Below are 24,904 nucleotides of genomic sequence, written 5' to 3' on the forward strand. Positions count from 1 at the left end.
TTTTTAATTACTTTAAGTTACAAAATTTAAGACAAATTTTCAAGTAAATTAACGTTTAAATTGTCATTGAAAACAATTGTTTCTGAGGTTGTTTTTGTTGTAATAACACATCGAAAGCCATACAAACATTGCGTACAAATGGTTTTCCTTTTTTAGTAATTTTTAATGTATTATTTTCAATTACTACAAGCTCATCTTTTAACATTTCAGACAGTTTATTCAAAGCATCATCTAAACTTTTAAAATTTAAATAACTGTTGCTCCAGGAGGTTTTGTAATGACACATTAAATTTAAAATATGTTGCCTAATGACTAAATCTTCTTTATTTAAAATATGCCCTCTAAAAACCGGAATTATATTATGTTCTATGAGATGATAATATTCCTCAATGCCTTTTACGTTTTGCGAAAAACCATACCAACTATCGCTAATAGCCGAAACGCCCAAACCAATCATCATTTGTGTTTTTGATGCTGTGTAACCCATAAAATTACGATGTAACTCTTGGTTGGCCATAGCAGCATATAAGGTATCGGTTGGCAATGCAAAATGATCCATACCAATTTCTGAATAACCGGCATCGGCCAACAAAGCTTTACCTATTTCGTATTGTAAACGTTTTTCTTCGGCTTTTGGTAAATTTACCTTACTAAAACCACGCTGCCCGTTACCTTTAATCCATGGTGTATGAGCATAACTGTAAAAGGCAATTCTATCGGGTTTTAATTGTCGGGTTTTGGCAATAGTTTCTCTAATATGGTCGGCGGTTTGAAACGGTAAACCAAAAATAATATCATGACCAATACTTGTAAAGCCAATTTCTCTGGCCATTTCGGTTACGTTTTTAACATTCTCGAAAGGTTGAATTCTGTGTATTGCTTTTTGTACGGTTTCGTTGTAATCCTGCACACCAAAACTAACACGCCTAAACCCTAAATTATATAACGCTAATAAATGGGCTTTCGTTGTGTTATTTGGGTGACCTTCGAAACTAAACTCATAATTTTTAGCTAAAATGGCTTTACGAGTTATACCATTTATTAATCGCTTTAAATTTATTGGGGCAAAAAAGGTTGGCGTACCACCGCCTAAGTGTAATTCTTTTATAATAGGTTTCGCATCGAAAAGCTCACAATACAAATCCCATTCTTTTAAAACAGCGGTTATGTATGGCGATTCTACTTCGTGTCGTTTGGTTATGCGCTTATTACAACCGCAAAACGTACACAAACTTTCGCAAAACGGTAAGTGTATATATAAACTTACACCTTCGGAAGTGTTACTCTCTTTAAACGATTGTTGTAATGATTGTTTCCACAGTTTTAAGCTGAAGGAATTATGATCCCAAAAAGGCACCGTTGGATAACTTGTATACCTGGGCCCCGGTACATTGTACTTTTTAATTAAATTTTTGCTCATACTCATTAATTTGAATCAAAACTAAGGGCATAAAAACGAAAAAACCATGACAAAAGTCATGGTTTAAATGATTTCCATTATTTTTTTTGTTTTAAAAAATATTCGATTCCATGGTACGTTGATTTATGGAGTTATTAAATACTTCAATCATACGTTTTGCAATACCTGTCCATCCAAAATTACGACGTGCAAAACGTGCGCCTTCAACCGAAAGTTCGTTACGCATTTTTGGATACAATAACGGCATTGCCATCATCGCACCAAACTCTACCGGACGATGCGGGTCGGCGAATAAGGCCTGATTGCCAAAATCGATTAAATCGTACAAACCACCATGAACCGTTACAACACTAGGTGTACCGCAAGCCATTGCCTCGATAGCCACCATACCAAATGGCTCGTAACGCGAAGGCATTGCAAAAATATTTGCCGAACGATATACGTTCGCTAAATCTTCGTCGGCCACATAACTTTTCCAAGTTATTTTATCTAAAATTCCTAATTCGCCAGCTAATTTTTTTAAACCTGCTACGCCTTTATCGTCTTGCTTCGAGCTATCGCCTCCAATAGCAGCAACTAATCGTGCCTCTGGACACAAATCAAACACGGTTGGTAACGATTTTAAAAGTAAATCGTAACCTTTATTATGTGCCATTCTTCCCAAAGCTAAAATATCGGTAGGTTGAATATCGTATTTAGCTCGAATTTTATCGTTTTCCTTACTTGGTACAGGAAAAAAGCGATTCTCATCGATTCCAGGCGGAATCATCCCGCAGTTTCGTGGTAACACATCGTATTGTTGTGTTAGTAAATCGACTTGAGGTAAAGTGGTTGCAATTACAAAATTGCACATTTGGTATACAAAATACTCTTTACGAATACGCTCCTTAAAGCGGTACTTTGCCTCCATTTCTTTTTCGTCCATATCACTTCCCATGGTATGCTGTTTCCACCAACCTAATGAGTGTGGCGTATGCACATGCGAAATACCGAGCTCTTCGGCTATTTTTTGACCTGCCCAACCAGCATCCCAATAGTGCGAGTAAACAACATCGTAACGTTTACGTTCCTTTTTTATAGCCGCCAAACAATTGGTAACAAATTTTTTAAGGTGGTCGTGCATATCCTCTTTTCGAATAAAGTTTTTACCACCAAATGGAATACGCCATACACTGTAATTCTCGTCTACATGATCGTATTCTGGTTGATCTTCAAATTGGCGTGTTACCAAATCTACTTTTTTTCCTAAACGGCTAAACCGCTCAGCGAGCTCTAAAACATAAACTACTTGACCTCCTGTATCTGGTTTTCCTAATTCGGCATTGGCTCCTACATATCCGTGTAAGGATATCATTAATATTGATTTCATAGTTTTAAATTTTAGTTAATCTGTTTATAATTTTTAAGTCGTGGCAAGCAGAAATATATTGTGCTGCCGACCACGCTTGGTAGGCTTTACCCATAGCTTTTCCGGTAATTCCATGCGCCCATTCTGTAAATTCCCATTCTTCGGTTAAACCTTCTTTATTTATTAAAGCAAGCTTGTATAACTCTGAAATGGCGACGTCTTTCAGTCCTAATTTATTAATGAATTTCACCCAAAATCCACCAACAAAAGGCCAAATTCCGCCATTATGATAATGGTTTGGTAAGTTTAAAAGATTTACGGTATAATACGGTCTCCAATCCGGATCGCCTGGTGTAACTACTGGATACACGTTAGATACTGGAAACGGATCGTTAACTCCAACACCTAACATAAATTTGAAGGTTTCGTGCGCTTTTTCTGAATCGGTAGCGCCGTGTAAAAACGCCAGCACATTACCAAAAACATCGCAACGCCAACTAAAATCGAAAGGTGTGGTTTGCGCTATTAAATACGAGGTATCACCAAGTGTAAATTGACGTTCGGCAAAAGATACCGATTGAAATAATTTTTGCTGTGTAGATGGCCAGAAGTTCTGCAATATTTCTTTTTTAATTACCTGCGACCAGCGAATATATTCGCCAGCTTCTTCGTAATCGCCCAACATTTCAAGCATTCTACCAAAACATACGTTGGCTCTGTACCATAAAATTTCGTCGTACAATATGTTGTAACTTCCACCGAATAAATCGGTCCAATCGCCTGCTTCAGGAATTTCTAATAAGGCATCGTTATTACTATCGTGCGCGCCTAACCAGCGCATGGTTTCTTTTATATCTTTTATATATTTTCTTAGAAACTTAATGTCTTTAGTAACATTTACATACTCATAAAAGGCAATAACCACCCAAATACCACTATCGATAGAACAAATACCACCAACACCGGAATAATCGGGCTGATTATCTTTTATACGCACATTCGAAGGAATTTGACCGTTTCGCGAAATATGTTCGAATAAGGTTTCAAGCGTTTTTCGCTGACAAGCATGAATTTCTTCATCGTGAATAAGTGGTAACGAACCAATAACAGTTATGGCACCATCGCGCGCCCACACACTGTAATAATTCTCATCGGTTCCTTTTGATACATTATCTTTTATAGAACAGGCCGAAAAGCCTAAGGGCGTAATATTCTTTTTTAATGCGATTACTGCTTTTTCGTAACCCTCTCGAATTAAAGCCAGTTTTTCGTCTTCGTCTTCTTCGGCTATATTACTAAGCTCTTGTTGAATAATATAATCGTCGGTATGATCTATGTTTTCAGATACTTTTGCCTCTTTTGGTAATACACCGTAATAAATTAAGCCTTCAATAATACCATCGCCATGAATATTTTCGGCATGATACATTTGCTTATACTTGGTATATTTATAAAGCTCTTCGTGAGCATTTGCTACAACAATTCCTTTTACATCGTCCATATCGAACATCGCCGAATCGTTTCCACTATCTCCAGCAACCAATACATTTTCTGCATTAATTTTTAATTTATTAAGCAACCATTGTAAAGCATTTCCTTTATTGGCCCATTTAGGAAGCACATCTAAAAACTGATTGCCAGAATACACAATATTTACAAACATGTTGGCCTTTTCAAAGTCCTTCTCTATACTTTCAATTAAATCTTGGGAGGCATCATGAAAAAAGTAGCTTCGTTTGTAGGCATGCTGATATTTTGAAGGCTGCTCGCTTATGGGATGTTTTATATTTGTTACAATATTTTCAACCGCTTCTAAATCCCAGCCATCATCTAAAACATCATTAAAGGCTTTTACCGTTCGCTGTTTTTTATAATCGTAAATTAAAGTACCAACACCACCAATTATATAGTCTGGTTCGGGTAAAGTGCCTTTTTCTATTAAACCTAAAACATCGTCGATTAAACGACCTGTATTATAAGTTAGTAAAACGTTTTGGGGTTTGTAAGTTTCCCATATTTTTTTGAAATTACTTTTATGGGTATGAAAATCGATTAACGTATTATCGATATCGAAAGATAGAAGTTTAATGATGGCCTGATTGCCATCTTCGGTTTTGTTCATGTTTTTTTTGCTTTTTTACAATTTTTGGTAAGATTTTCCCATAATTTAAGCCAAAATGAGCTAAAAAGCAAAAAAACATGAACTATTATAATTTCAATTTTTAATGTAATAAATTGAAAGCGTTTAACTACGAAATTTAGAATTAAACTCCTTTTTTATTAAATTTTCAATAATCTAAAAAATTTATTTTTATGCATTACAATCCTTTCATAAAACTACCATAAGGATCTTTAAATTGAATCCCCTCTGTGAAACGTTGTTTGCTTAAAAGTTTAAATTCTACAAGCGCCCAAAGCACAAATTCTTTTACAAAAAAGCTATCCTCTTGAGCTAAGTTTGGTTGATATTTAGCCAGTAAATCGTTTAAAGGCGAAATATTACTTAATAAAGTGTTATACTCTTTATCGCGTAAATCGTCTAACAACTCAAAGCCTTCTTTTAAATTAAAAAACCACGACACAATATCGTCGTATGGGGTTTCTTCGTTGGCCTTTTGAAGCTTTTCAATTTTAGGAAAATATTCTACAAACAAACTTTTTACGGCTTCACCAATTAAATTGTATGCCACTACTGCGGCGCCTTCCTGTTCGCCTTCATAAACCAACTCAACTTTACCTGTAATGGCTGGAATAATTCCAACAAAATCAGCCAATCGAAGTGTTGTGTTTTCTTCTCCATTTACTAAAGCTCTGCGCTCTGCTGTACTTAGTAAATTTTCAAGAGCAGTAATACTTAAGCGCGCACTAACCCCACTTTTTGCATCGATATATTCGCTTTCGCGCGCTTCGAACACAATTTGCTCCAATAAATCTCGTGCTAAATCGGGAACGGTAACTGTAGATTTTTGTGACTCCACTACTTTAGCTTCTTGCTCGGTAATTTTTCTTGCCGTTTCAATATCTATTGGGTAATGTGTTAAAATTTGCGACCCAATACGATCTTTTAACGGTGTTACAATACTTCCTCTGTTGGTATAATCTTCGGGATTTGCGGTAAATACAAACTGCATATCTAGAGGTAATCGCAATTTAAAACCTCTAATTTGTATATCGCCTTCTTGTAAAATATTAAACAAAGCTACTTGAATTCTAGCCTGTAAATCGGGCAACTCATTAATTACGAAAATGCATCGGTTGGCACGAGGAATCATTCCGTAGTGAATAACTCTGTCGTCGGCATAACTTAGTTTTAAATTTGCAGCTTTTATGGGATCGACATCACCAATAATATCTGCAACCGTAACATCGGGTGTGGCTAATTTTTCAGCAAAACGTTCACTTCGGTGCAACCAAGTAATTGATGTATTATCGCCTTTTTCTTTAATAATTTCGGTTGCAAAACGCGATAATGGCTGTAATGGATCGTCGTTAATTTCAGAGCCTTCAACAACCGGAATATATTCATCTAACAGGTTTAACATTAATCGCGCAAGACGTGTTTTTGCTTGTCCGCGTAAGCCCAATAAGTTAATGTTATGCCTTGATAAAATAGCACGTTCTAATTCTGGAATTACTGTATTTTCGTAACCATGAACACCTGTAAAAGTGGTTTCTTTGTTTTTTATTTTTTCGATTAAGTTATCGCGAAGCTCATCTTTAATAGATTTTGATTGATATCCTGATGCTTTTAATTCGCCTAATGTGGTTATTTCGTTAACTTTCATTATGTATTTTTAGTTTTAAGAAACATCTCGACTGCGACAGATGTGACTATAAATTTTCTTTTTTTAGGTATAGAGGTCTAATTACCCTCTTATTCTTTTTTTTCTGTTAGTTTCGTAATCTTCAAAAATCATTTCACCTAACCCTTTTAAACCTGTATAAAAAGCTTTTCCTTGGTTGGCATAGGTGAATTCTCGAACAAATTGCATTAAATAGCTATCTTTTGCAATCATAAACGTAGTTATTGGTATATGTAATTTCCTGGCTTGTTGCGCCATCATATAACATTTATTGGTAATATTTGGGTTTAAGCCCACGCTATCTTTAAAATACTCTCCATTTTTTAATTTTAAACAACTTGGCTTACCATCGGTAATCATAAAAATTTGCTTATTTGTATTACGCTTTCGCCTAAGCAAATCTAAAGCCAATTGCAAACCTGCCACAGTATTGGTGTGATATGGCCCAACGTTTAAATAGGGTAAATCTTTAATTTCTATTTGCCAAGCATCGTTACCAAAAACCAATATATCTAGAGTATCCTTGGGATAGCGTGTTGTAATTAATTCGGCGAGTGCCATGGCTACTTTTTTGGCAGGAGTAATTCTATCTTCACCATACAAAATCATGCTGTGGCTAATATCTATCATTAAAACCGTGCTCATTTGCGATTTATGCAAAGTATCCTCTACAACTAAATCGTCTTCTGTTAAATTAAAATCGCCAATACCGTTATTAATTTGGGCATTTTTTAAACTTTCGGTCATGGAAACCCGATCTAAACCATCACCAAATTGATAGTTCCTAAAGTCTCCTGTGTGCTCATCGCCAATTCCTGGACTTTTACTTTTGTGGTTACCCTGGCCGCTTCGTTTTATTTTTCCAAAAATTTGGTCTAAAGCCTGTTGCCTTATGGCACGTTCGGTTTTTGCAGTAATGGCTAAACCATTTTTTCCATCAGGTTTTATTTCTTCTCTTAAATAGCCTTTCTTTTTAAGGTCTTCAATAAAATCATCAATGGTGTACTCTGCGGTAGTTAGCTTGTATTCTTTATCAAGTTCTCTTAACCAATCAATGGCTTCATCAAAATCTCCAGAGGTGTAGGTAATCAACTCTTTAAAAATCTCGAAAAGTTTTTCAAATGGCGATTGATTAGGAGCTTCATACTTTTTAAATACAAATCCTTTTCTTTTCATATTTTGTTTTTTCATAGCTGTATAAAATTACGAATTTGCTAGATATAACGCTTGTTTTAAAATATTAAAATTTTGTTATAGCGTGGTTTAAATTTGTTATTACATCAATATTCATTTAAATTAAGTGGAACAACAAAACAACACTTTACTATGAAAAATTTAAATTTATTACTTATTGCAAGTACTATTGCAATATTTACAGCATGTAAAAATAACACGAAACAACAAGAAGAAAAGTTGCCTAACCATGAAGTTAGTAAAACCGTTGAAGAAAAAACCAACAATGCTAAATCTGTTACAATTGCTTTAAACGCGAAAAGTGAAAGTAATGTAGGCGGAAAAGTAGTTTTTACCGAAAATAATGATGTTGTTAACATGGTTGCCTCTATTAATGGTTTAGAGCCTGGAGTTCATGCTATACATATTCATGAAACGGCAGATTGCTCTTCTGCAGACGGAAAATCTGCAGGTGGTCACTGGAACCCAACCAGTCAACCTCACGGCGCTTGGGGTGCAGAAACGGGTTACCACAAAGGAGACATTGGTAATTTTACGGCAGACGAATTGGGTCATGCAGAAATTGAGTTTTCTACTTCAGAATGGTGTCTTGACTGCAACGACGAGACTAAAAATATTATAGGTAAAGGCCTAATAGTACATGCAGGAAAGGATGATTTAACATCTCAACCATCTGGTGATGCCGGAGCTAGAGTGAGTTGCGCTGGTATAATTCAATAAATATTGTTTTAAGAATTAAATAACACCTTTAAGTTGGTATTGGTATTTTTATAACTTAACTTTCGGTTAAATGAAATTGATACCAAAAATTATGAAGAAATTAAACATACTACTACTTTGTTTATCATTGAGTATTGTAGCCTGTAAAAAAGACAAAAAAGAGACCAAAACACCTGAAGCTGAAGCAACCACAGCAGAAGTTTTTGTAGCAAAACCAGAAGCTACTTCTGTAAAATGGACAGCTTATAAAACTACAGATAAAGTTGGTGTTGGTGGAGAATTTACCACAGTTAATTTTGAAGAAAAATCTGGAGCAACTCCAGAAGAGGCCTTAAATGGTTTAAAATTTTCTATTCCAGTAAGTAGTTTATTTACAAACGATGCTACTAACACGCGTGATGCTAAAATTAAAACCTCGTTTTTTGGATCGATGGTAGACACGGCACTATTAACAGGAACTATTGCTTATACCAATGGTAACTGCATTGCTAATTTAACTATGAATGGTGTTACACACGAATTACCATTAGAAGTTGCTATTGGAGACGAAAGACGAGTAACTTTAAAAGGCACCATGAATTTAGCCGATTGGAATGCTCTTGATGCACTTGCTGCTTTAAACAAAGTTTGTTTCGATTTACATAAAGGCGCCGATGGTGTTAGCAAAACTTGGGAAGATGTGGCTATTCAAGTAGAAACTTACCTAAGAAAAAGCTAATTAATAAAACATGACAACCCAACAAATTCTTGAAAAATTAGTTTCGTTTCCTGTGCTAGGAGGCGATAGTAATTTGGAAATTATTAATTGGATTAAACAATATATAGAAAGCTTTGGTATTACCTCGTTTTTGGTTTACAATAACGATAACACCAAAGCTTCTTTGCATTGTAGAATTGGACCAGCTGTAGATGGTGGCGTTATACTTTCGGGACACACCGATGTAGTTCCTGTTAAAAATCAACCATGGGATACAAACCCATTTGAATTGGTTGAAAAATCAGATGGAAACTTATATGCTCGCGGTAGTTGCGACATGAAAGGTTTTCTAGCCTGTTGTCTTGCCACATTACCAAACATGGTAAAAGCCAACTTAAAAAAACCTATTTACTTTGCTTTTTCTTATGATGAAGAAATTGGCTGTTTAGCAGCCGAAGCTTTAATAAATCATATAAAAGCGACTTATCCCGAAACACCAAAATTTGCTATTATTGGTGAGGCAACTATGCTACAACCTATAATTGGTCAAAAAAGTATCCATATTTTAGATATTACGGTTAACGGTTCCGAAGGCCATAGCAGCCGTATAAAACAAGAAGTTAGTGCCATTCATGAAGCTGCAAAAATTGTACTTTGGGCAGAAGAAAAAATGAACACTCTTGTAAAAACGAGTAACGATGCTCGCTTTAATCCATCACACTCTTCACTACATGTTGGCACCATTAACGGTGGTATTGCTGCGAACATAATCGCTAATAAAGTTACACTTTCGTTAGATATTAGATGTTTGCCAAAAGACAACCCAAACATACTGCATCAAGATTTAATACATTTTTGTAAAGAAAGAGAAAAAACTCGGCGTTCAATTTTCTCTGGTTTTAAAATTGAAGTTGAAGAAAATCATCCTATTGTTCCAGCCTTTAGCACCAACGAAACGGCCGAAGCCGTTGATTTAATTGGTAAAATTACAGGAAATTATAACTGGAATACCGTATCGTACGCATCGGAAGCTGGCTATTTCGCCAATGCGGGTTTCGAAACCATTATTTGCGGCCCAGGCTCTATAAAACAAGCACATAGAGCTAACGAGTTTATTTCGAAAGACCAACTAAATAAAGGCACAGAAATGATAGATGCCTTAGTACTACATTTAGAAGCTATCGCATAACTTAAGTGTGTTTTTTTTATTTAAAAAAATTAAGCTTAACTTTCCAAAAAAAAACTAACACTATGCAAATAGAGCTTCTTGTTGAAAAATTTAAACAAAAAGACGAAAAAGCGTTTGAAACCCTTTACAATATGTATCGCGAAAGTATGCATGGTGTAATTTTTAATATCGTACGGGACAACGCCATTGCCGACGAGGTATTACAAGATGTCTTTATTAAAGCATGGCACAAAGCCGACACTTACTCGTCGAAAAAAGGACGCTTTTTTACTTGGTTACTCAATATAGCTAGAAACGCCGCGATAGATAAAACCCGGTCGAAAGCCTTTAAGAAAAATAAACAAAACCTTGACTCCGATTATTTCGTAGATATTTTAGAAACTAATGAAAGTTTAGATAATAAAACCGATGCTATTGGCATAAAAAAGTTTGTAGGCAAACTTGCCGAAAAGTGTAAATCTGTTATCGAGCTGTTGTATTTTAAAGGATACACTCAGGCTGAAGCCTCAGAACAGCTAGACATGCCCATTGGTACTATTAAAACTAGAAATAGAAACTGTATAAAAGAATTAAGAAATTTAGTATTAAACTAAAATGGATGCAAAAACCTACATAGAATCTGGGATTTTAGAGCTGTATGTGGCTGGAGCGCTTTCTGAAAAAGAAAACCAGGAAGTATACGAAATGATGAAGCAACATCCAGAAGTATTACAAGAAATATTAGAAATAGAATCGGCAGTTATTAAACTTACCGAATCTGTGGCTCCTACACAAAATATCACGCATTTTAACACCATAAAATCTAAATTAAATTTAGAAGGCGGTACAGAAAGTAAAATAATAGACATTAGTAAACCGAGATATAACTGGGTAACTTATACCGGTTGGGCGGCTTCTATTGTTCTTGCTGGTGGTTTATTATGGACCTTAAACCTAAACGATGTTCTAAAATCTGATATAAAAATAGCGGAAACACAACAGGAGTTACTCGAAATTCAAATAGAAAAATCTAAAATTAATTTAAACGAAGCTAATAACTTAATTAGCGTGTTGCGCGACAATAACATTTCCCAAATACCGCTTGCCGGACAGGGTAATTTTGAGCAAACATACGCCAAAGTATATTGGGACAAAGCCAAGCAACGAATATTTTTAGATGCTCAAGGTTTACCAGAGCCACCCGAAGGTAAAGTTTACCAAGTTTGGTCGTTAACCTTAGCGCCTTTAACACCTACAAGTTTAGGCACCATTGAAAATTTTACTAGCGATGAAAACAAAATTTTTGAAATTGAAAATGCCAACCAAAGTCAAGCTTTTGGTATAACTCTAGAACCTGCTGGTGGAAGTAAAACACCAACAATGGAACAACTATACACGCTTGGTATTGTAAAATCTTAAGTTTTTATTTTACAGCATTTTAAATGCATTGTTTTTACACAAAAGTTATTACTTTGCAGTGTGCAGTGCTAGCCCATTTGCAAACATGAATTTAAACCAAATAACAGTTCCATCGTTAGATTTAACTGAGTCCATTGCTTTTTATGAAAAACTAGGGCTCAAGTTAATAGTAAAATCGCTACCACATTATGCCCGATTTGAATGCCCAAACGGAAATGCCACCTTTTCTATTCATAAAACCGACCATTTACCAAAAGGAACAGGTATTTACGTGTATTTTGAATGTGAGAATTTAGATGAACAGGTTGAAAATCTAAAACAAAAAGGAATTAAATTCGATCAAGAACCAACAGATCAAAATTGGCTTTGGAGAGAAGCAAGATTAAAAGATGTTGATGGAAACCAACTCATTTTATTTTATGCCGGAGAAAACCGACTAAATCCACCATGGCGCATTAAATAAAATTAGACACTGCACGCAACTTACATAATTATATTACCTGACATTTTTTTTAAGTTACAAAATCTTCTTCCTAAAAAAACAACAATTTATCCGTAACTTTTTACATTTCAGTAGATAAAAGTTTTAATTTTTGAAGCAGAAATAGAAATTTGCTAAACAATTACTAATACTCATTAAACCATAATGAATAAACAGAAAACCATAATGTTTAGAATAATTTTATTTATTGGTACGGTAACCTCATTGTTTTTTGTACCATGGTTATTGGTAAAAGCATGGATACTTCCACTTCCAAACACGATTCAAGAACAATTAGACCAGGGTATTAATCACGGATTTGACGGAATAGTAGTTTATATCGACCAAGCAGATAAATCACCTCAAAAGGTTACTTCCGGTTGGCATAATAAAGAATTAAAAATTCCTGCTAAACCAAACGCTTTATTTAAAATAGCCAGTATTAGTAAGCTATATGATGCCGTAGCGGTGACTAAATTGGTAAATCAAGGTAAACTATTTTTAGATAAAACCTTAGCCGATTATTTACCCGAGGTTGTAGGACGCATTGAAAATGCCGACCAAATAACTTTGCGATTAATGATACAACACCGCAGTGGCATACCGAATTTTACCGACACTCCTAATTTCTGGAGAAATCCGACACAAACCTATGCCGAAAGTCTTGCTTTAATTTTAGATAAACCAGCTAATTTTAAACCCGATAGTGATTACGAGTATTGTAACACTAATTATCTTTTAATTAATAAAATAATGGATAATGTGTTAGGCTATAGCAACTTCGAGTTTATTAAACAAGAAATACTTGAACCATTAAACCTTAAAAATACATTTAGCGCCTTAAGCGAAGTAAATATTAACGATGTAATGAGTGGCTATCATGTTGGGCATCCTTACGATTTAAAAGAAGACGAACATGGCATGCTCGCTACAGCAGAAGACGTGGGTATTTTTATAAGGGCGTTAAATAACGGAGATCTATTTAAACCAAGTGAACAAGAAATTTATGCTTCTATATACAAAAATGAACATGCCGGCTGGGTACCAGGTTATCAAAGTTTTGCTAATTATTATGAAGATCTAGATGCTGTGGTTATTCAGTTTTACAATACAACAGACCCCAAGCTATACAATTGGAACTTATCTGAAATAATAAATAAAAGAATTAAAAAGATTATAAAGCGTAAAAAATAAAAACTAAATTTTAGAATCCTTTAAACCCCAAGCATCTAAACCGCGTAAAATAGGTTCTAAAGACTTACCCCTTTCGGTTAGGCCATACTCTACTTTTGGTGGCACCACCGGATACACTTTTCTAAATACGAGTCCGTCTTTTTCTAACTCTCTAATAGTTTGGGTAAACATTTTATTTGAAATACCCGAAATATGCTTCTGTAATACGCCAGAACGCAGATTCTCTTCTAGTAAATGAAACAAGATTAAAGGCTTCCATTTAGTCCCAATTAAATTCATAGTATAATTTAACGGACATTTAACATCATTTTTCATTTATTTAATAAATTGAATTTCAACATAATACTCATTTAGGTAACTATACCACTTTTTAGTAAGTTATTGCCTAATAAGCAAATATAATCTAATTTCGCAGTCTAAAACAAATATTATGACAACAAATAAAAATTATCCGAAGTCGTTTTCTCACATCGGAATTACTGTTCCAGATATTGAAGCAGCTACTAAATTTTACACAGAAGTTATGGGTTGGTATGTTATTATGGAACCATCAACGGTAAAAAAAGAAACCGAAACAGCCATTGGGCAAATGTGTATTGATGTTTTTGGAAACGATTGGGAAACTTTTGAAATTGCACATTTAGCAACATCAGACGGTATTGGAGTTGAATTATTTTCCTTTCCTCATGGTGTAAAAGAAGCTCCTGAATTTAACCCATTTAATACTGGGCTATTTCATTTTTGTGTTCAAGATCCAGATATTGAAACTTTAATAGAAAAAATTAAAGCATTTGGAGGTAAACAACGCATGCCTATTCGCGAATATTACCCAGAAGATAAACCTTTTAAAATGTGTTATGTAGAAGATCCATTTGGAATTGTTTTCGAAATTTACACCCATAGTTACGAGTTAACATACTCCAGCGGTGCCTACGCTAAATAAAATACTTTTTTGGTATAACTTAAAAAAGGGCCGGTTAATAATTAACCAGCCCTTCACCTAACAAAAACCTAAAAACTAACACATAAATTTAGGTTTCAATAATATTGTAAGTTAGAATCTATAAGTTACCATTGCTTTAGCAAAAAACGGTGTTCCTGGTGTAAAATGAATTTCCTCTACTGCTTCAGGTTCGTTTTGTAAACGAGATTCTGTAGCAAATTGCGTTTCGTTCCAGTCTACATCAAAAAGGTTTTCTATAGCCACACCAAACGTTAAATTATGTATGGTATAATTCACATTAAAATCGGTTACAAAATAGCCTTCAGCCACAATACTGTTATCTTCGTTAGCAGGTCTGTCGTCAACAAAACGATATTTTAAGCCTCCAGAAAAACCATTTAAATTGTTAACCGCTAAACCACCCGCCATTGTAAAATTTGGTGCAAGGGGAATGTAATTTTCGCCATCAGGATCTTCAACACTTCTTGCGTGAGTTAAGGTTGCGTCGGTATCTATAAACAACCAATTACTTAACTGATATCGTACCCCTAAATCGAAACCATAACGTTCTGTTTTTCCGCTAGGCTCTACAATACCCGCGTCACCTACGTAAACAAATTCTTGATCTAGAAACAAATACCAAAGTGCACTATTTACAACAAGCTTAGAAAAAGGTTTCCATATTGTTCCTAAATCGGCACCATAGGCTCGCGGTAAAATATCTTCACCCGAATTACTAACCACTACTCTAGCATCGTTAGAGTGAAATCCTATTCCTGTTTTTAAGTATAGTTTTAAATTGTTATTGGCATTATAAAAGGCATTCAATTTAGGACTTACAATGGCTTTAGTTTCTGCTTCGGCCGAATAGGTTTCAGACAATTTATCGGTATATAAAAATTTAAAATGGTCTAAACGAACAGCTGGAGCAATTGTAAATTTTCCCATTTCGAAATCGGCATTAAAATATGCTGCTGCGTTTGTTTGATTAATATCGCCCAGTTGAATCTGCTCTAAAGTTGTAGTTCTGTTAAGGGTATGTGATAATTCTGTATCTGTTGTATTATCATGCCTTAAAGACAGACCAGATGTAAGTTTAAGTGCTACGTTTCCTAAATTCGTGGTGTAGTTTAACTCAGAATTTAAACCAAAAATATCGCGATTTTCTTTCTGTTTTATTTGATCGCCATTTACAGGATCTTCTAAAAAGAAGGTGAAATTTGAATAAAGCTCGAAATTATAATGCGAATAAAATGCGTTTGTTTTTAAGCTTGTATTTTCAGAGACATTTTTATAATATTCTACATTTAAATTTGTACGCTGTGTTTGGCCTCCTTCAGTATCATCAATAGCTCCAAAACGAGATATATTGCCATTATCTACTTCGCGCTGTGGAATTTGCCCTGATGCATCCCAGCGACTTGTAAAATGAGATGCGGTTAATGTTAATTTATCATTCTCTGGCGAAAACATAACGTATTTACCAAATAGATTTATTCTATTAAAATTTTGCGGCGAATCGAAAGGGCCATCACCCTCTAAATACTCGACTGCTAAATAACTATTTTGATTCTTCGTTTTTTCTAATAAATCAATCATCCCTAGGGTTCTTATAGTGTTAAATTGCCCTATTGAAAATGTAACTTCGCTATCTTTTAAATAATCTTTAGTAGCGAAATCGACATAACCAGCAGTTGTAAAATCGCCTTCTTTAGCGTAATAAGGTCCTTTGCCAAAATCTATTTTATTAACAGTTTCTGGAATTAAAAAATGTAAATCGGCGTATCCTTGCCCATGAGCATGCGACACCATATTTACCGGCATTCCATCAACAGAAATAGAAATATCTGTACCGTGATCTATATCGAAACCCCGTAAAAAAATCTGTTCGGCTTTACCGCCGCCAGCGTGCTGCCCGATAATTAAACCGGGAACTTTTCGTAACACATCTTGCGATGAATTTACAGGATTGGTACTTAAATCTAACCTAGAAATAGTGCTTACTGGGCTTAATTGTTCTTCAATAACCATTTCTTCTAATTGAAATAATTTTTCTTGTAAAACAATAGTGAAAACTGATTTTGCAGAATCTTCAGTAACTGATAATATTTTAGTTTTGTAACCTAATAATCCTAATTTAAGCGAATCGCCTTGGTTTGTATTTTCTATAATAAACTGCCCTGTTTCGGAAGTATGGGCATGTGTTTTGGTGTTTAAATTATATACGTAAACAGCCTCTAAAGGTTGATTAAGTTCATTTATTACTTGCCCTTTAACTTGTTGTGCATCAATTTTTAAGACTATAAGTAAAAACAGAAATAAAAGAAGTAACTGTTGCGTTTTCATATAAATATTTTATTAAATACTATTAATTTCTTGAGTCATTATTGGACCAAGCTCAAAAGTACTTTGTAGTAGTTCATCCTTCAAACTTTTAACTTCTTTTAACTTACCGTTTGCGTTATAAATTTTTGCTAAATGAAACAACACCTCGGGCTCTGTAGTTTTACCAACAACATATTTATCCATAATCTGCATGGCTTCTTTGGCATCGCCGTGATTATAAAATGTCCAAGCCAATAAATCGTAAGACTGTGGTGTTGGACGCTTTTCAATTTCGTTATAAGCAATTTCTAATGCTTTTGCTGATTTTTTATCGTTTTCGGCATAAAGTAATACAGTATATTTATTATACATATCGCCGTATAACGGATTTATTATTATTGAATCGTATCGTCTTAATTGTTCGGCTTTAAACGCGGTATCGCCAATAAAACTAGCTATTTCTGCCTTTAAAAGATAGTAATCAGGCGAGTTATAAGATAAAGTTATGGTATTTAAAATACGTAAAGCTTCCTCTGGATTTTGTTCGTAGGAATAAACAATCCAAGCAATACCTTTTTTTGCGTAAGCATCCTCTGGATTAAGCTGAAGTGCTTTTATATAATGTTGATACGCTTCTGAAACCCTTCCGGCGTGACCGTAAAAATCGGCTAAGTTTGTATAAACCCATTGTTTTGTAGATGCTAAATTTGAAGCTTCGGCAATTTTTTTAGCTTGCTCCATATATTTTATAGCGGCAGTTAAATCGCCACGGTGATCGCTCCATTTTGATAATCGAATTAAATAATCGAAATCGTTATTTTTTCTAATATGTTCTAAGTAGGTTTTTGCTGTTTCGAAATTACCTAACTCTAAATGCACATCGAAAAGCATTTTTTGTGTACCTTTTAAATTTTCGCCGTTTGTTTCGGCTTTGGTTAATAAACTTAAAGCTTCTTTAAACTTATGCTGCGACACATAATTACGAGCTAATGCGCGTAAATATCCTGCTTTGTTGTAATTGGTACGCTCATTCACTTTTAATAAATTTTTTTCTGCATTTATTAAAGCTTCAATGTTACCAGTTAAATTAAAAATAAGAGTTTGAGATGCCGCAATTTTAGCTAAATACGGAAATTGATTTGGCTCTTTTTCTAGCTTTTTTTCCCAGAACTCAAGGTCTGATTTCGCCATATGCAACATCTCTCTCTTATTGCTCACAAGAAAATCATTATAGTCTTTGGCATTTGTAATAAGCTTGGGGGAACTGTTACAACTTGCCAAAATTAGCATTGCAAATGCAACATATATGTTATAAATAGATTTCATGTGTTTGTGTTTTTTGTTAATTTTTGTGTAGGTTTTGTTTATACTCTAAAACGAGAATGATGCCTCGTTTTAGAGTTATTTTGGTTTTACCAAGGCGTTGCTAAGTAAGGAAATGAGGTCAAAAAGGCTTTATCATTTGCATCGACGTTGTCGTTTGATAGCCCAGGGTTTTCGGTAAAATCTTCACCACCGAAAATGAGTAATAATTCAACAGTAATAACGTCATCGGCTAATGCTCTACCAGTTAACACATTGGTTCCGTCGTAAAAAGTTGTTGTTCCATCTAAAGACACATTTAAAACATCGGTTGCTAAAAGGCCTGTAAAGGCTGCTGCATCTTGCCCAAGAGCATTCATATCGCCATCGTTAGCAAATGCTGGACTTAATGCCGTTAAATTGGTTTGAAACATACTTTGAAACGCTGCGTTCTGTGCCGTAGGAATGGTTGTATTAAACGCATCTTTACTATCTGAAGACACAAAAACAGTATTTACTGCTGGGCGTCCCATTTGATCTTCTTGCGTGTAGGTTCCAGAAAAATCTGGTTCCATGGTTGTAATTTCGTTATCGTCGTCGTTTGAGCAGTTAAAAGCTAAAAGAGACAATGCTGCTAAGGTTAATATTTTTAAAGATTTCATATTGTTTTGTCTTAAAAGGTTGTAATTATTTTCTTTTTGTTTCTACCCAAGTGTTAATTGTTCCAGAGCCACCAATCATAGATTTAGGTACTTCAACAACAATGGACATTACATTTGTACCCGCAAAAGTATCGGCTCCTGGCGTATTAAAACTCGTTGCGTTACCTGCTATAATTTCACCGTATTGAGCAAAATCCATAAAGAAAGGATCGTCTCTTGGTCCAGCGAAAAAACTCATACCATTATTAGTTTCAATAGAAGCACTACTACCATAAGCAGAAATATCAACCCAACCTGTATTGGTTGCCATAGTTTCTATAACACTATTTAATCCTGTTTGAGAAGGCGCAACCGGACCAAAAAAGTACATTTTACCATCTCTAGGAATGGCTTGAATAACTAAATCTTCAACATTATCGCCTGTGTTATCAATATTAAACTCAACTAGTACGTTTTCATCAAAAGATGCAGAACTCGTATTTGCTGGACTTAACAAACCTTGCAAATTGGCCACAAAAGCAATGTTACTTGTGTTCTCGCCTTGAAAGGCATAAAAATCGGTAATATCGCTACTACCGCCTTGTACCGCAGGCGCATCGATGTGGTCTGCTGCTAAAATGAAGCCTACCACCGCAGCAACTGCTCCAATTCCTAATACTTTTTTTAAATTTTTCATGATTTTTTTGAGATTTAAGTTATTAATTAATGTGTCTCGCCAATACCTACGGAAAATTATAAATAGCGGTTTTGTTAAAATTATGTTAAACAAATAATTATACCTTTTAACAGAATGCACCTCTACGGTAACAAGTATTTTTTATTTACTAAATTAGCCTGCTATAAACCATAGGATAACTACCTTAATGCTCTAGTAAATCTTCAATGACGATAAAGAAACTTTCAGTTATTATACCTGCTTATAATGAAGCAGAAACTATTCATAACATATTAAACAAAATACAAGCGGTAAAACTGATTAATAATATTGAAAAGGAAATTTTAATAGTTAATGATTGTTCTACGGATAAAACAAAAAACACCATTAACACTTACATGAACTCCAACCCAGATTTACCTATTAGTTATTTTGAGCATGAAACTAACCAAGGTAAAGGAGCCGCCATACATACCGGAATACAAATGGCAACTGGAGATGTTTTGGTAATACAAGACGCCGATTTAGAATACAACCCAGAAGAATACAACGATTTGCTAAAACCTATTACCGATGGCTTTGCCGATGTGGTTTATGGCTCTAGGTTTATGGGAAGCAAACCACATAGAATTTTATTTTTCTGGCACACCATAGGTAATAAATTCCTCACATTTTTATCGAATATGTTTACCAATTTAAACTTAACCGATATGGAAACCTGTTACAAAATGTTCAGAAGCGATATAATTAAGTCTTTAAATTTAAACGAAAAACGATTTGGATTCGAGCCCGAAGTAACGGCAAAAATTTCGAAAATAAAACATATTCGCATTTACGAAGTTGGAATAAGTTATTATGGCAGAACCTATTATGAAGGAAAAAAAATAGGTTGGAAAGATGGCTTTAGGGCTATATGGTGTATTTTTAAATATCGTTTTTAATTTTTAAAGATGAAAATAGCCAATTTTAAATCTATAATTCTATTTCTTCCATTACTTATTCTTTACATTCTCATTGCTCTTCTTGTAATTGATAATGGATTAGGAGGAGACCAAGCGCGCTACCTACGTTATGCTAAAAATTTATTAAACGGCACCTATGCAATTGATGGCGCTTTATTTTTATGGAATGGACCAGGATACCCATTAATATTAGCACCATTTGTGTTTTTAAATGCCTCCATAATATTTTTAAAAGGTTTAAATATTATTTTTTTATTTTTTGGAATATTATTTTTTCATAAAACTTGTTTAGCTTTTTTTAATAAAATACAAGCACTATTATGTAGTTACATTCTAGGGTTATATTATCCAAATTTGCTATTTTCCTTAAAGTATATTTTAACCGAAGGCTTTGCATTTTTTTTAGCCTGTGGTTTTTTATTCTATTTCACAACGGCTCTAAAAAAAGGTAAACGAAAACACATAATTTTAGCATCGGTATTTTTAGTTTTACTACTATTAACTAAAGTAATATTTGCCTATGTAACCTTTGGAATAATTGCTATTTCACTATTTATGTTCGCTTTTAAAAAACTAAGATTACAGGCTAAAAGAGTATTAATAATTTTTGTATTTGCTAATGTTTTGTCACTTCCTTATTTATTTTACACCTATAGTTTAACAAGCAAATTCCCGTATTACTCTAATGCTGGTGGCCAGTGTATTTATTGGTTAAGCACACCTTTTGAAAACGAACAAGGCGAATGGGTGCTCGCCAGTGATAAATATTTTAAAACTAAACCTCAATACAAAAATCATAACGAGTTTTTAAACACCATTAAAACGTTAAAACCAGTTGAAAAAGATGCCTCGTTAAAAGAAAAAGCCCTTACTCAAATAAAAGAAAATCCAAAAAAGTTCTTCAAAAATTACATTTCAAATATTAGCCGACTATTTTTAGATATTCCAAACAGTTACACGAACCAAAGTATCGGATTTATTTTTTATGCCGTTCCTAATAGTTTTATTTTTGTGTTTTTATGTTTGAGTGTTTTTTTTAGTTTTTTGAGCTTTAAAAAACTTCCAGTGGGTATTATTTTGTTTTCAACTTTTTCATTAATCTATCTTTTTGGTAGCTCGTTGTTATGTGCATACCCAAGAATGCTCTACCCTATTCTTCCATTTCTTTTTTTATGGATTTTTTATTGTATTTTACAATTTAGAACAACACCACTTTTTTCAAGTAAAAGTTAAATCATATTAAAATAATTTCGGCCTTTAATTTATAAAAACACTACTTTTATAACTTGTAACCCAATTACCATATTATGAACCCATCGGCTTCTGGTTGGATAAAAAAACTACTTAAAAATTGCGACAGCAATCATCCTGTTTTTTTATTAGAAGAAGATTTACTTTATAAAAAACTAAGAGCTTGTGGTTTTATATACGGTAGTAACTTACACGTTATTGAAAAGGTTTTTGAAAAAAACGATTTTACCGAAGATGAAATCTGTAAAATAAACCTATGCTTGGCTTTGCTTTATATGCATAAAAAATCGGGAACGAGCATCCATTTTACCGAAAGCGTTATTAATTTTTATAACAGTATTAACGAAACTAAAACTTCATTTTTTAAAATATTATTGAGCGAAAAAAAATCTGAAGAACAACTTGAAAAAATATTTCATAAGCGCATTCAAATAGATACAAATATTTTAACTAAAAACTTTAAATATTTTATAGTTAACGCCTTACTTTTTATTGATGTTTTAGCCTATAAACGATACTTAGAAAATAACACAATTTCAACAGATTATTTAACTAAAACCGAAGCCTCTATAGCTTCTATTTCATTAAATGTTTTAAATTCTAAGGCTGAAAAAAGTCAATATGACGAGAGTTTAATTCGCCTTTTCGAATCATCTTTAAGGTACTTTAATAATGAAAACAACAACTACAAACAGGCTATAACTTACATTAAAACCCCGCTTGAAAAGCAATACATGATCGATTTAGCTTGTATGGCAACCTGGACTGACAAGGTTATCGATATACAAGAACAAAAGTTTTTAATTACACTTAGAAAAGATTTAAATCTCGATAAAGCTATTTTAAAAGAGTCTATAAAAACCATTAACTCTTACTATATAGAAAACAAAGACAACATTGCCTTATTAAGCTCGAAAAATTTGGTTAAAAGTTTTTACGATAATTCTAGCAAAATGGTAACTAAACTTATTTCTAGAAATAAAAAACGATTGTACAAGGAGTTAGTAGACAGCAAAGAATTAATGGTTTTACTTACGCAATCTACGGTACGCGATTTAACTAAAGAAGAACAAAAAAAAGTACAAGAGCAGTTATTCGATATTTTTAAAAGTATACCAAGTTTAGCCATTTTTATGCTTCCTGGTGGCGCCATTTTATTGCCACTAGTAATTAAGTTTATACCAAAGCTTTTACCCTCGGCTTTTGATGAAAATCGAATTGAAGAAGATTAACGTTTTAACTTAAACGTGCTAAATAATCGTAATGCTCGCCTTCAAGAACTAGTTCACAATTTAGGTCAACAGTTTCGCTGGCTAACTTTAAGGTGTCAAAATCGAGATACAACCATTTCATAGGCACTTCTTTTTCGCCTTTGTAACTTAAATAATAATCGAGTTCGCCGTAGTAACTAGCATTCATGTCTTGCCAATAGCCACCATCGTCATCTAAATACATGTATTTAATATCGGATGAATCGATTAAAATTTGTCCGTTAGGTTTCAATAAACTTTTTAAATGCGTTAAGTATTTCGAAACTTGAGTAAGCTCTTGAAAAATTCCGGTACCATTCATTAATAATAAAACGGTATCAAAAGTTTCGGTTTCGTTTAAAATATTTAAAATTTCAGCATTTTTTACACCGCGTATTTTTGAAACTTCAATAGCACCTTCCGATACATCGATAGCTTTCACATCCATACCTTTTTGTTGCAAATACAAACTATGGCTTCCGGCACCACAACCAACATCTAGCACCTTGCCTTTACTTAATTTTAAGGCTTGTTGTTCGAGTTTAGGCATTTCAGAATAGTTTCTAAATAAATACGGCAAAGGCAATTCATCTTCATCAGAAATACTGGTAGAAGTCATAATATCTTCGGTATAATTTCCGTTTTGGTAATCAAGTAAAGCTTTTCCGAAAAGGTCTTTCAAATTCAAAATTCAAGTATTAAAATACAAAGTTAGTTTGCTTTTAGTAGTTTTGCTAAAATTTTAAATTTTGAGTATTCAACCTAAAATAGAAGACCTTCCAAAGCTCGCCAAAGATAAGCATAACGAAAACAAAAAGTTCTTTGCTAAGCTTAAAAAAAAGCCACCCAAGAATTTAGATTATGTGATGCAAATGCTACACGAAGAGGAATTTGAGCGTACCGATTGCCTACAATGTGCCAATTGTTGCAAAACAACTGGTCCACTCTTTACAGATAAAGATATTGAGCGTATTGCTAAACATTTTAAAATGAAACAGCAACAATTTATAGATCAATATTTAAGAATTGACGAAGAAAACGATTATGTATTACAGAGTGTGCCATGTACGTTTTTAGATGCCGATAATTATTGCCTTATTTATGATGTAAGACCAAAAGCATGCCGAGAGTTTCCACATACCGACCGGAAAAAATTTCAACAAATAGCTAACTTAACTTTAAAAAATGTAGCTATTTGTCCGGCAGCTTTTAACATAGTTGAAGCAATGAAGCAAAGAATAAAATAGTTATATTTAAAAACTAAACTAAATTATTTTGGAAGCATTATTAAACTATTTCGAGACTATACCTTCTCACCACAGAGCTATTATTTTAATTGGAGGCCTAACTTTTTTCTGGGTTTTAGAAGGCATAATGCCGTTATTTGGTAAGCCATATAAAAAATGGAAACACGCTATTCCTAACATATTTTTTACCTTAACAACAGTAGTTGTAAACTTACCATTGGCGTTTTTACTTTTAAAATCGGCCGACTGGGTTACGCAAAACAACTTTGGTATTCTTAACTGGTTGCCCGAAATGCCCTTGTGGCTATACGCCCTTTTAGGTATATTTTTAATAGACTTTATTGGAGCATATTTACCGCATTTAATTGAGCATAAAACCAAGTTGTTATGGAAAGTACATTTAGTACACCATACCGACCATAACGTAGATACAACTACAGCAAACAGGCACCACCCTTTAGAAAGTTTAATACGTTATTTGTTTACATTGGCCGGTGTTTTTATTATTGGAACACCTATTGCTATTGTGTTTTTATATCAATCGTTATCTGTTGTGGCAACTCAATTTAATCATGCTAATATAAAATTACCAAGAAAAGTAGATGATTGGCTAAGCTACGTTATTGTTTCACCCGATATGCACAAAGTACATCACCATTACAGGCTACCTTTTACAGACTCTAACTACGGAAATATTTTTTCGGTTTGGGATAGGCTTTTTGGAACTTTTATGAAGCTTGATCGCGATAAAATTGTTTACGGCGTAGATGTTTTTCCAGATGAAGTTGCCAATAGCAATATTAAAACCTTATTAGCACAACCTTTTAAAAAGTACGAGCAGCAAACCTTAAAACCAGATTAGT

Annotated in this window: 24 protein-coding genes; 13 read left to right on the top strand and 11 right to left on the bottom strand. The window is 33.9% G+C overall.

From position 1 onward, the window contains the following. Positions 1-55: 55 nt before the first annotated feature. The 5 genes from hemN to LG651_RS11365 form a co-directional block, all read right to left on the bottom strand. Positions 56-1,420 (bottom strand): oxygen-independent coproporphyrinogen III oxidase, encoded by a 1,365-nt coding sequence (gene hemN, locus LG651_RS11345; RefSeq protein ID WP_226696246.1) that lies wholly within the window; start codon positions 1,418-1,420, stop codon positions 56-58. 91 nt (positions 1,421-1,511) lie between these two features. Further along, the gene (locus LG651_RS11350; RefSeq protein ID WP_226696247.1) at positions 1,512-2,789 is read right to left on the bottom strand and encodes a glycosyltransferase; all 1,278 of its coding nucleotides are present in this window, start codon (positions 2,787-2,789) and stop codon (positions 1,512-1,514) included. Between the two features lie 4 nt (positions 2,790-2,793). Further along, a complete protein-coding gene (locus LG651_RS11355) occupies positions 2,794-4,890 on the bottom strand; it encodes an HAD-IIB family hydrolase (RefSeq protein WP_226696248.1) in 2,097 nt (698 codons plus the stop codon). Between the two features lie 196 nt (positions 4,891-5,086). Continuing rightward, a complete protein-coding gene (locus tag LG651_RS11360) occupies positions 5,087-6,553 on the bottom strand; it encodes a MoxR family ATPase (protein ID WP_226696249.1) in 1,467 nt (488 codons plus the stop codon). An 81-nt stretch (positions 6,554-6,634) separates the two neighbouring features. Further along, on the bottom strand, positions 6,635-7,747 hold the full coding sequence (locus LG651_RS11365) for a vWA domain-containing protein (protein ID WP_394371669.1): 1,113 nt from the start codon (positions 7,745-7,747) through the stop codon (positions 6,635-6,637). Between the two features lie 150 nt (positions 7,748-7,897). Here LG651_RS11365 and LG651_RS11370 point away from each other — a divergent pair, with 150 nt between their 5' ends. The 7 genes from LG651_RS11370 (at position 7,898) to LG651_RS11400 (ending at position 13,444) form a co-directional block, all read left to right on the top strand. Then, positions 7,898-8,485 carry a superoxide dismutase family protein gene (locus LG651_RS11370; RefSeq protein WP_226696251.1) on the top strand — a complete coding sequence of 196 codons (588 nt, stop codon included), beginning with the start codon at positions 7,898-7,900 and terminating at the stop codon, positions 8,483-8,485. A 91-nt stretch (positions 8,486-8,576) separates the two neighbouring features. Beyond that, a complete protein-coding gene (locus LG651_RS11375; RefSeq protein WP_226696252.1) occupies positions 8,577-9,203 on the top strand; it encodes a YceI family protein in 627 nt (208 codons plus the stop codon). Positions 9,204-9,213: 10 nt separating this feature from the next. Beyond that, positions 9,214-10,371: an acetylornithine deacetylase gene (gene argE, locus LG651_RS11380; protein WP_226696253.1), complete on the top strand. Its 1,158-nt coding sequence runs from the start codon at positions 9,214-9,216 to the stop codon at positions 10,369-10,371. A gap of 62 nt (positions 10,372-10,433) precedes the next feature. Continuing rightward, positions 10,434-10,964 carry an RNA polymerase sigma factor gene (locus LG651_RS11385; protein ID WP_226696254.1) on the top strand — a complete coding sequence of 177 codons (531 nt, stop codon included), beginning with the start codon at positions 10,434-10,436 and terminating at the stop codon, positions 10,962-10,964. 1 nt (position 10,965) lies between these two features. After that, entirely contained in the window at positions 10,966-11,769 is an 804-nt protein-coding gene (locus LG651_RS11390; RefSeq protein WP_226696255.1) for an anti-sigma factor, read from the top strand. 85 nt (positions 11,770-11,854) lie between these two features. Further along, entirely contained in the window at positions 11,855-12,232 is a 378-nt protein-coding gene (locus LG651_RS11395; RefSeq protein WP_226696256.1) for a VOC family protein, read from the top strand. A gap of 183 nt (positions 12,233-12,415) precedes the next feature. Further along, on the top strand, positions 12,416-13,444 hold the full coding sequence (locus tag LG651_RS11400) for a serine hydrolase domain-containing protein (RefSeq protein WP_226696257.1): 1,029 nt from the start codon (positions 12,416-12,418) through the stop codon (positions 13,442-13,444). A 3-nt stretch (positions 13,445-13,447) separates the two neighbouring features. On the opposite strand, the gene LG651_RS11405 is transcribed toward LG651_RS11400, so the two are convergent. Beyond that, positions 13,448-13,759 (bottom strand): winged helix-turn-helix transcriptional regulator, encoded by a 312-nt coding sequence (locus LG651_RS11405; protein WP_226696258.1) that lies wholly within the window; start codon positions 13,757-13,759, stop codon positions 13,448-13,450. 115 nt (positions 13,760-13,874) lie between these two features. Here LG651_RS11405 and LG651_RS11410 point away from each other — a divergent pair, with 115 nt between their 5' ends. Beyond that, positions 13,875-14,387, top strand: coding sequence for a VOC family protein (locus LG651_RS11410; protein WP_226696259.1), 513 nt, complete (start codon positions 13,875-13,877; stop codon positions 14,385-14,387). Positions 14,388-14,498: 111 nt separating this feature from the next. On the opposite strand, the gene LG651_RS11415 is transcribed toward LG651_RS11410, so the two are convergent. From LG651_RS11415 to LG651_RS15765, 4 genes are all read right to left on the bottom strand, one after another. Beyond that, the gene (locus LG651_RS11415) at positions 14,499-16,733 is read right to left on the bottom strand and encodes a TonB-dependent receptor (RefSeq protein ID WP_226696260.1); all 2,235 of its coding nucleotides are present in this window, start codon (positions 16,731-16,733) and stop codon (positions 14,499-14,501) included. Between the two features lie 12 nt (positions 16,734-16,745). Further along, the gene (locus tag LG651_RS11420; protein WP_226696261.1) at positions 16,746-18,038 is read right to left on the bottom strand and encodes a tetratricopeptide repeat protein; all 1,293 of its coding nucleotides are present in this window, start codon (positions 18,036-18,038) and stop codon (positions 16,746-16,748) included. Between the two features lie 86 nt (positions 18,039-18,124). Next, positions 18,125-18,676 (bottom strand): DUF4331 domain-containing protein, encoded by a 552-nt coding sequence (locus LG651_RS15760; protein ID WP_262905118.1) that lies wholly within the window; start codon positions 18,674-18,676, stop codon positions 18,125-18,127. Between the two features lie 25 nt (positions 18,677-18,701). Beyond that, positions 18,702-19,352 (bottom strand): DUF4331 domain-containing protein, encoded by a 651-nt coding sequence (locus LG651_RS15765; RefSeq protein ID WP_262905119.1) that lies wholly within the window; start codon positions 19,350-19,352, stop codon positions 18,702-18,704. Positions 19,353-19,558: 206 nt separating this feature from the next. Here LG651_RS15765 and LG651_RS11435 point away from each other — a divergent pair, with 206 nt between their 5' ends. The 3 genes from LG651_RS11435 to LG651_RS11445 all read left to right on the top strand — a co-directional run bounded on the left by LG651_RS11435 (position 19,559) and on the right by LG651_RS11445 (position 22,776). Further along, positions 19,559-20,272 (top strand): glycosyltransferase family 2 protein, encoded by a 714-nt coding sequence (locus LG651_RS11435; protein WP_226696262.1) that lies wholly within the window; start codon positions 19,559-19,561, stop codon positions 20,270-20,272. Positions 20,273-20,281: 9 nt separating this feature from the next. Further along, complete coding sequence (locus tag LG651_RS11440; RefSeq protein ID WP_226696263.1) at positions 20,282-21,526, top strand: hypothetical protein; 1,245 nt, start codon at positions 20,282-20,284, stop codon at positions 21,524-21,526. Between the two features lie 74 nt (positions 21,527-21,600). Then, entirely contained in the window at positions 21,601-22,776 is a 1,176-nt protein-coding gene (locus LG651_RS11445) for an LETM1-related biofilm-associated protein (protein ID WP_226696264.1), read from the top strand. Between the two features lie 4 nt (positions 22,777-22,780). Here LG651_RS11445 and LG651_RS11450 read toward each other — a convergent pair whose 3' ends face one another. Beyond that, positions 22,781-23,476: a class I SAM-dependent methyltransferase gene (locus LG651_RS11450; RefSeq protein ID WP_226696265.1), complete on the bottom strand. Its 696-nt coding sequence runs from the start codon at positions 23,474-23,476 to the stop codon at positions 22,781-22,783. Positions 23,477-23,549: 73 nt separating this feature from the next. Between LG651_RS11450 and LG651_RS11455 the strand changes: the two genes are divergently transcribed. Then, entirely contained in the window at positions 23,550-24,041 is a 492-nt protein-coding gene (locus LG651_RS11455) for a YkgJ family cysteine cluster protein (RefSeq protein ID WP_226696358.1), read from the top strand. A gap of 28 nt (positions 24,042-24,069) precedes the next feature. Next, positions 24,070-24,903, top strand: a complete 834-nt coding sequence (locus LG651_RS11460) for a sterol desaturase family protein (protein ID WP_226696266.1) — start codon at positions 24,070-24,072, stop codon at positions 24,901-24,903. The last annotated feature ends 1 nt before the right edge of the window (position 24,904 follow it).

The organism is Neotamlana sargassicola (genome assembly GCF_020523965.1).
Lineage (GTDB): Bacteria > Bacteroidota > Bacteroidia > Flavobacteriales > Flavobacteriaceae > Neotamlana > Neotamlana sargassicola.

Bases quoted from the DNA above. Each gene is read 5' to 3' on its own strand.
- hemN (WP_226696246.1), bottom strand. From the start codon at position 1,420: ATGAGCAAAAATTTAATTAAAAAGTACAATGTACCGGGGCCCAGGTAT.
- LG651_RS11350 (WP_226696247.1), bottom strand. From the start codon at position 2,789: ATGAAATCAATATTAATGATATCCTTACACGGATATGTAGGAGCCAAT.
- LG651_RS11355 (WP_226696248.1), bottom strand. From the start codon at position 4,890: ATGAACAAAACCGAAGATGGCAATCAGGCCATCATTAAACTTCTATCT.
- LG651_RS11360 (WP_226696249.1), bottom strand. From the start codon at position 6,553: ATGAAAGTTAACGAAATAACCACATTAGGCGAATTAAAAGCATCAGGA.
- LG651_RS11365 (WP_394371669.1), bottom strand. From the start codon at position 7,747: ATGAAAAGAAAAGGATTTGTATTTAAAAAGTATGAAGCTCCTAATCAA.
- LG651_RS11370 (WP_226696251.1), top strand. From the start codon at position 7,898: ATGAAAAATTTAAATTTATTACTTATTGCAAGTACTATTGCAATATTT.
- LG651_RS11375 (WP_226696252.1), top strand. From the start codon at position 8,577: ATGAAGAAATTAAACATACTACTACTTTGTTTATCATTGAGTATTGTA.
- argE (WP_226696253.1), top strand. From the start codon at position 9,214: ATGACAACCCAACAAATTCTTGAAAAATTAGTTTCGTTTCCTGTGCTA.
- LG651_RS11385 (WP_226696254.1), top strand. From the start codon at position 10,434: ATGCAAATAGAGCTTCTTGTTGAAAAATTTAAACAAAAAGACGAAAAA.
- LG651_RS11390 (WP_226696255.1), top strand. From the start codon at position 10,966: ATGGATGCAAAAACCTACATAGAATCTGGGATTTTAGAGCTGTATGTG.
- LG651_RS11395 (WP_226696256.1), top strand. From the start codon at position 11,855: ATGAATTTAAACCAAATAACAGTTCCATCGTTAGATTTAACTGAGTCC.
- LG651_RS11400 (WP_226696257.1), top strand. From the start codon at position 12,416: ATGAATAAACAGAAAACCATAATGTTTAGAATAATTTTATTTATTGGT.
- LG651_RS11405 (WP_226696258.1), bottom strand. From the start codon at position 13,759: ATGAAAAATGATGTTAAATGTCCGTTAAATTATACTATGAATTTAATT.
- LG651_RS11410 (WP_226696259.1), top strand. From the start codon at position 13,875: ATGACAACAAATAAAAATTATCCGAAGTCGTTTTCTCACATCGGAATT.
- LG651_RS11415 (WP_226696260.1), bottom strand. From the start codon at position 16,733: ATGAAAACGCAACAGTTACTTCTTTTATTTCTGTTTTTACTTATAGTC.
- LG651_RS11420 (WP_226696261.1), bottom strand. From the start codon at position 18,038: ATGAAATCTATTTATAACATATATGTTGCATTTGCAATGCTAATTTTG.
- LG651_RS15760 (WP_262905118.1), bottom strand. From the start codon at position 18,676: ATGAAATCTTTAAAAATATTAACCTTAGCAGCATTGTCTCTTTTAGCT.
- LG651_RS15765 (WP_262905119.1), bottom strand. From the start codon at position 19,352: ATGAAAAATTTAAAAAAAGTATTAGGAATTGGAGCAGTTGCTGCGGTG.
- LG651_RS11435 (WP_226696262.1), top strand. From the start codon at position 19,559: ATGACGATAAAGAAACTTTCAGTTATTATACCTGCTTATAATGAAGCA.
- LG651_RS11440 (WP_226696263.1), top strand. From the start codon at position 20,282: ATGAAAATAGCCAATTTTAAATCTATAATTCTATTTCTTCCATTACTT.
- LG651_RS11445 (WP_226696264.1), top strand. From the start codon at position 21,601: ATGAACCCATCGGCTTCTGGTTGGATAAAAAAACTACTTAAAAATTGC.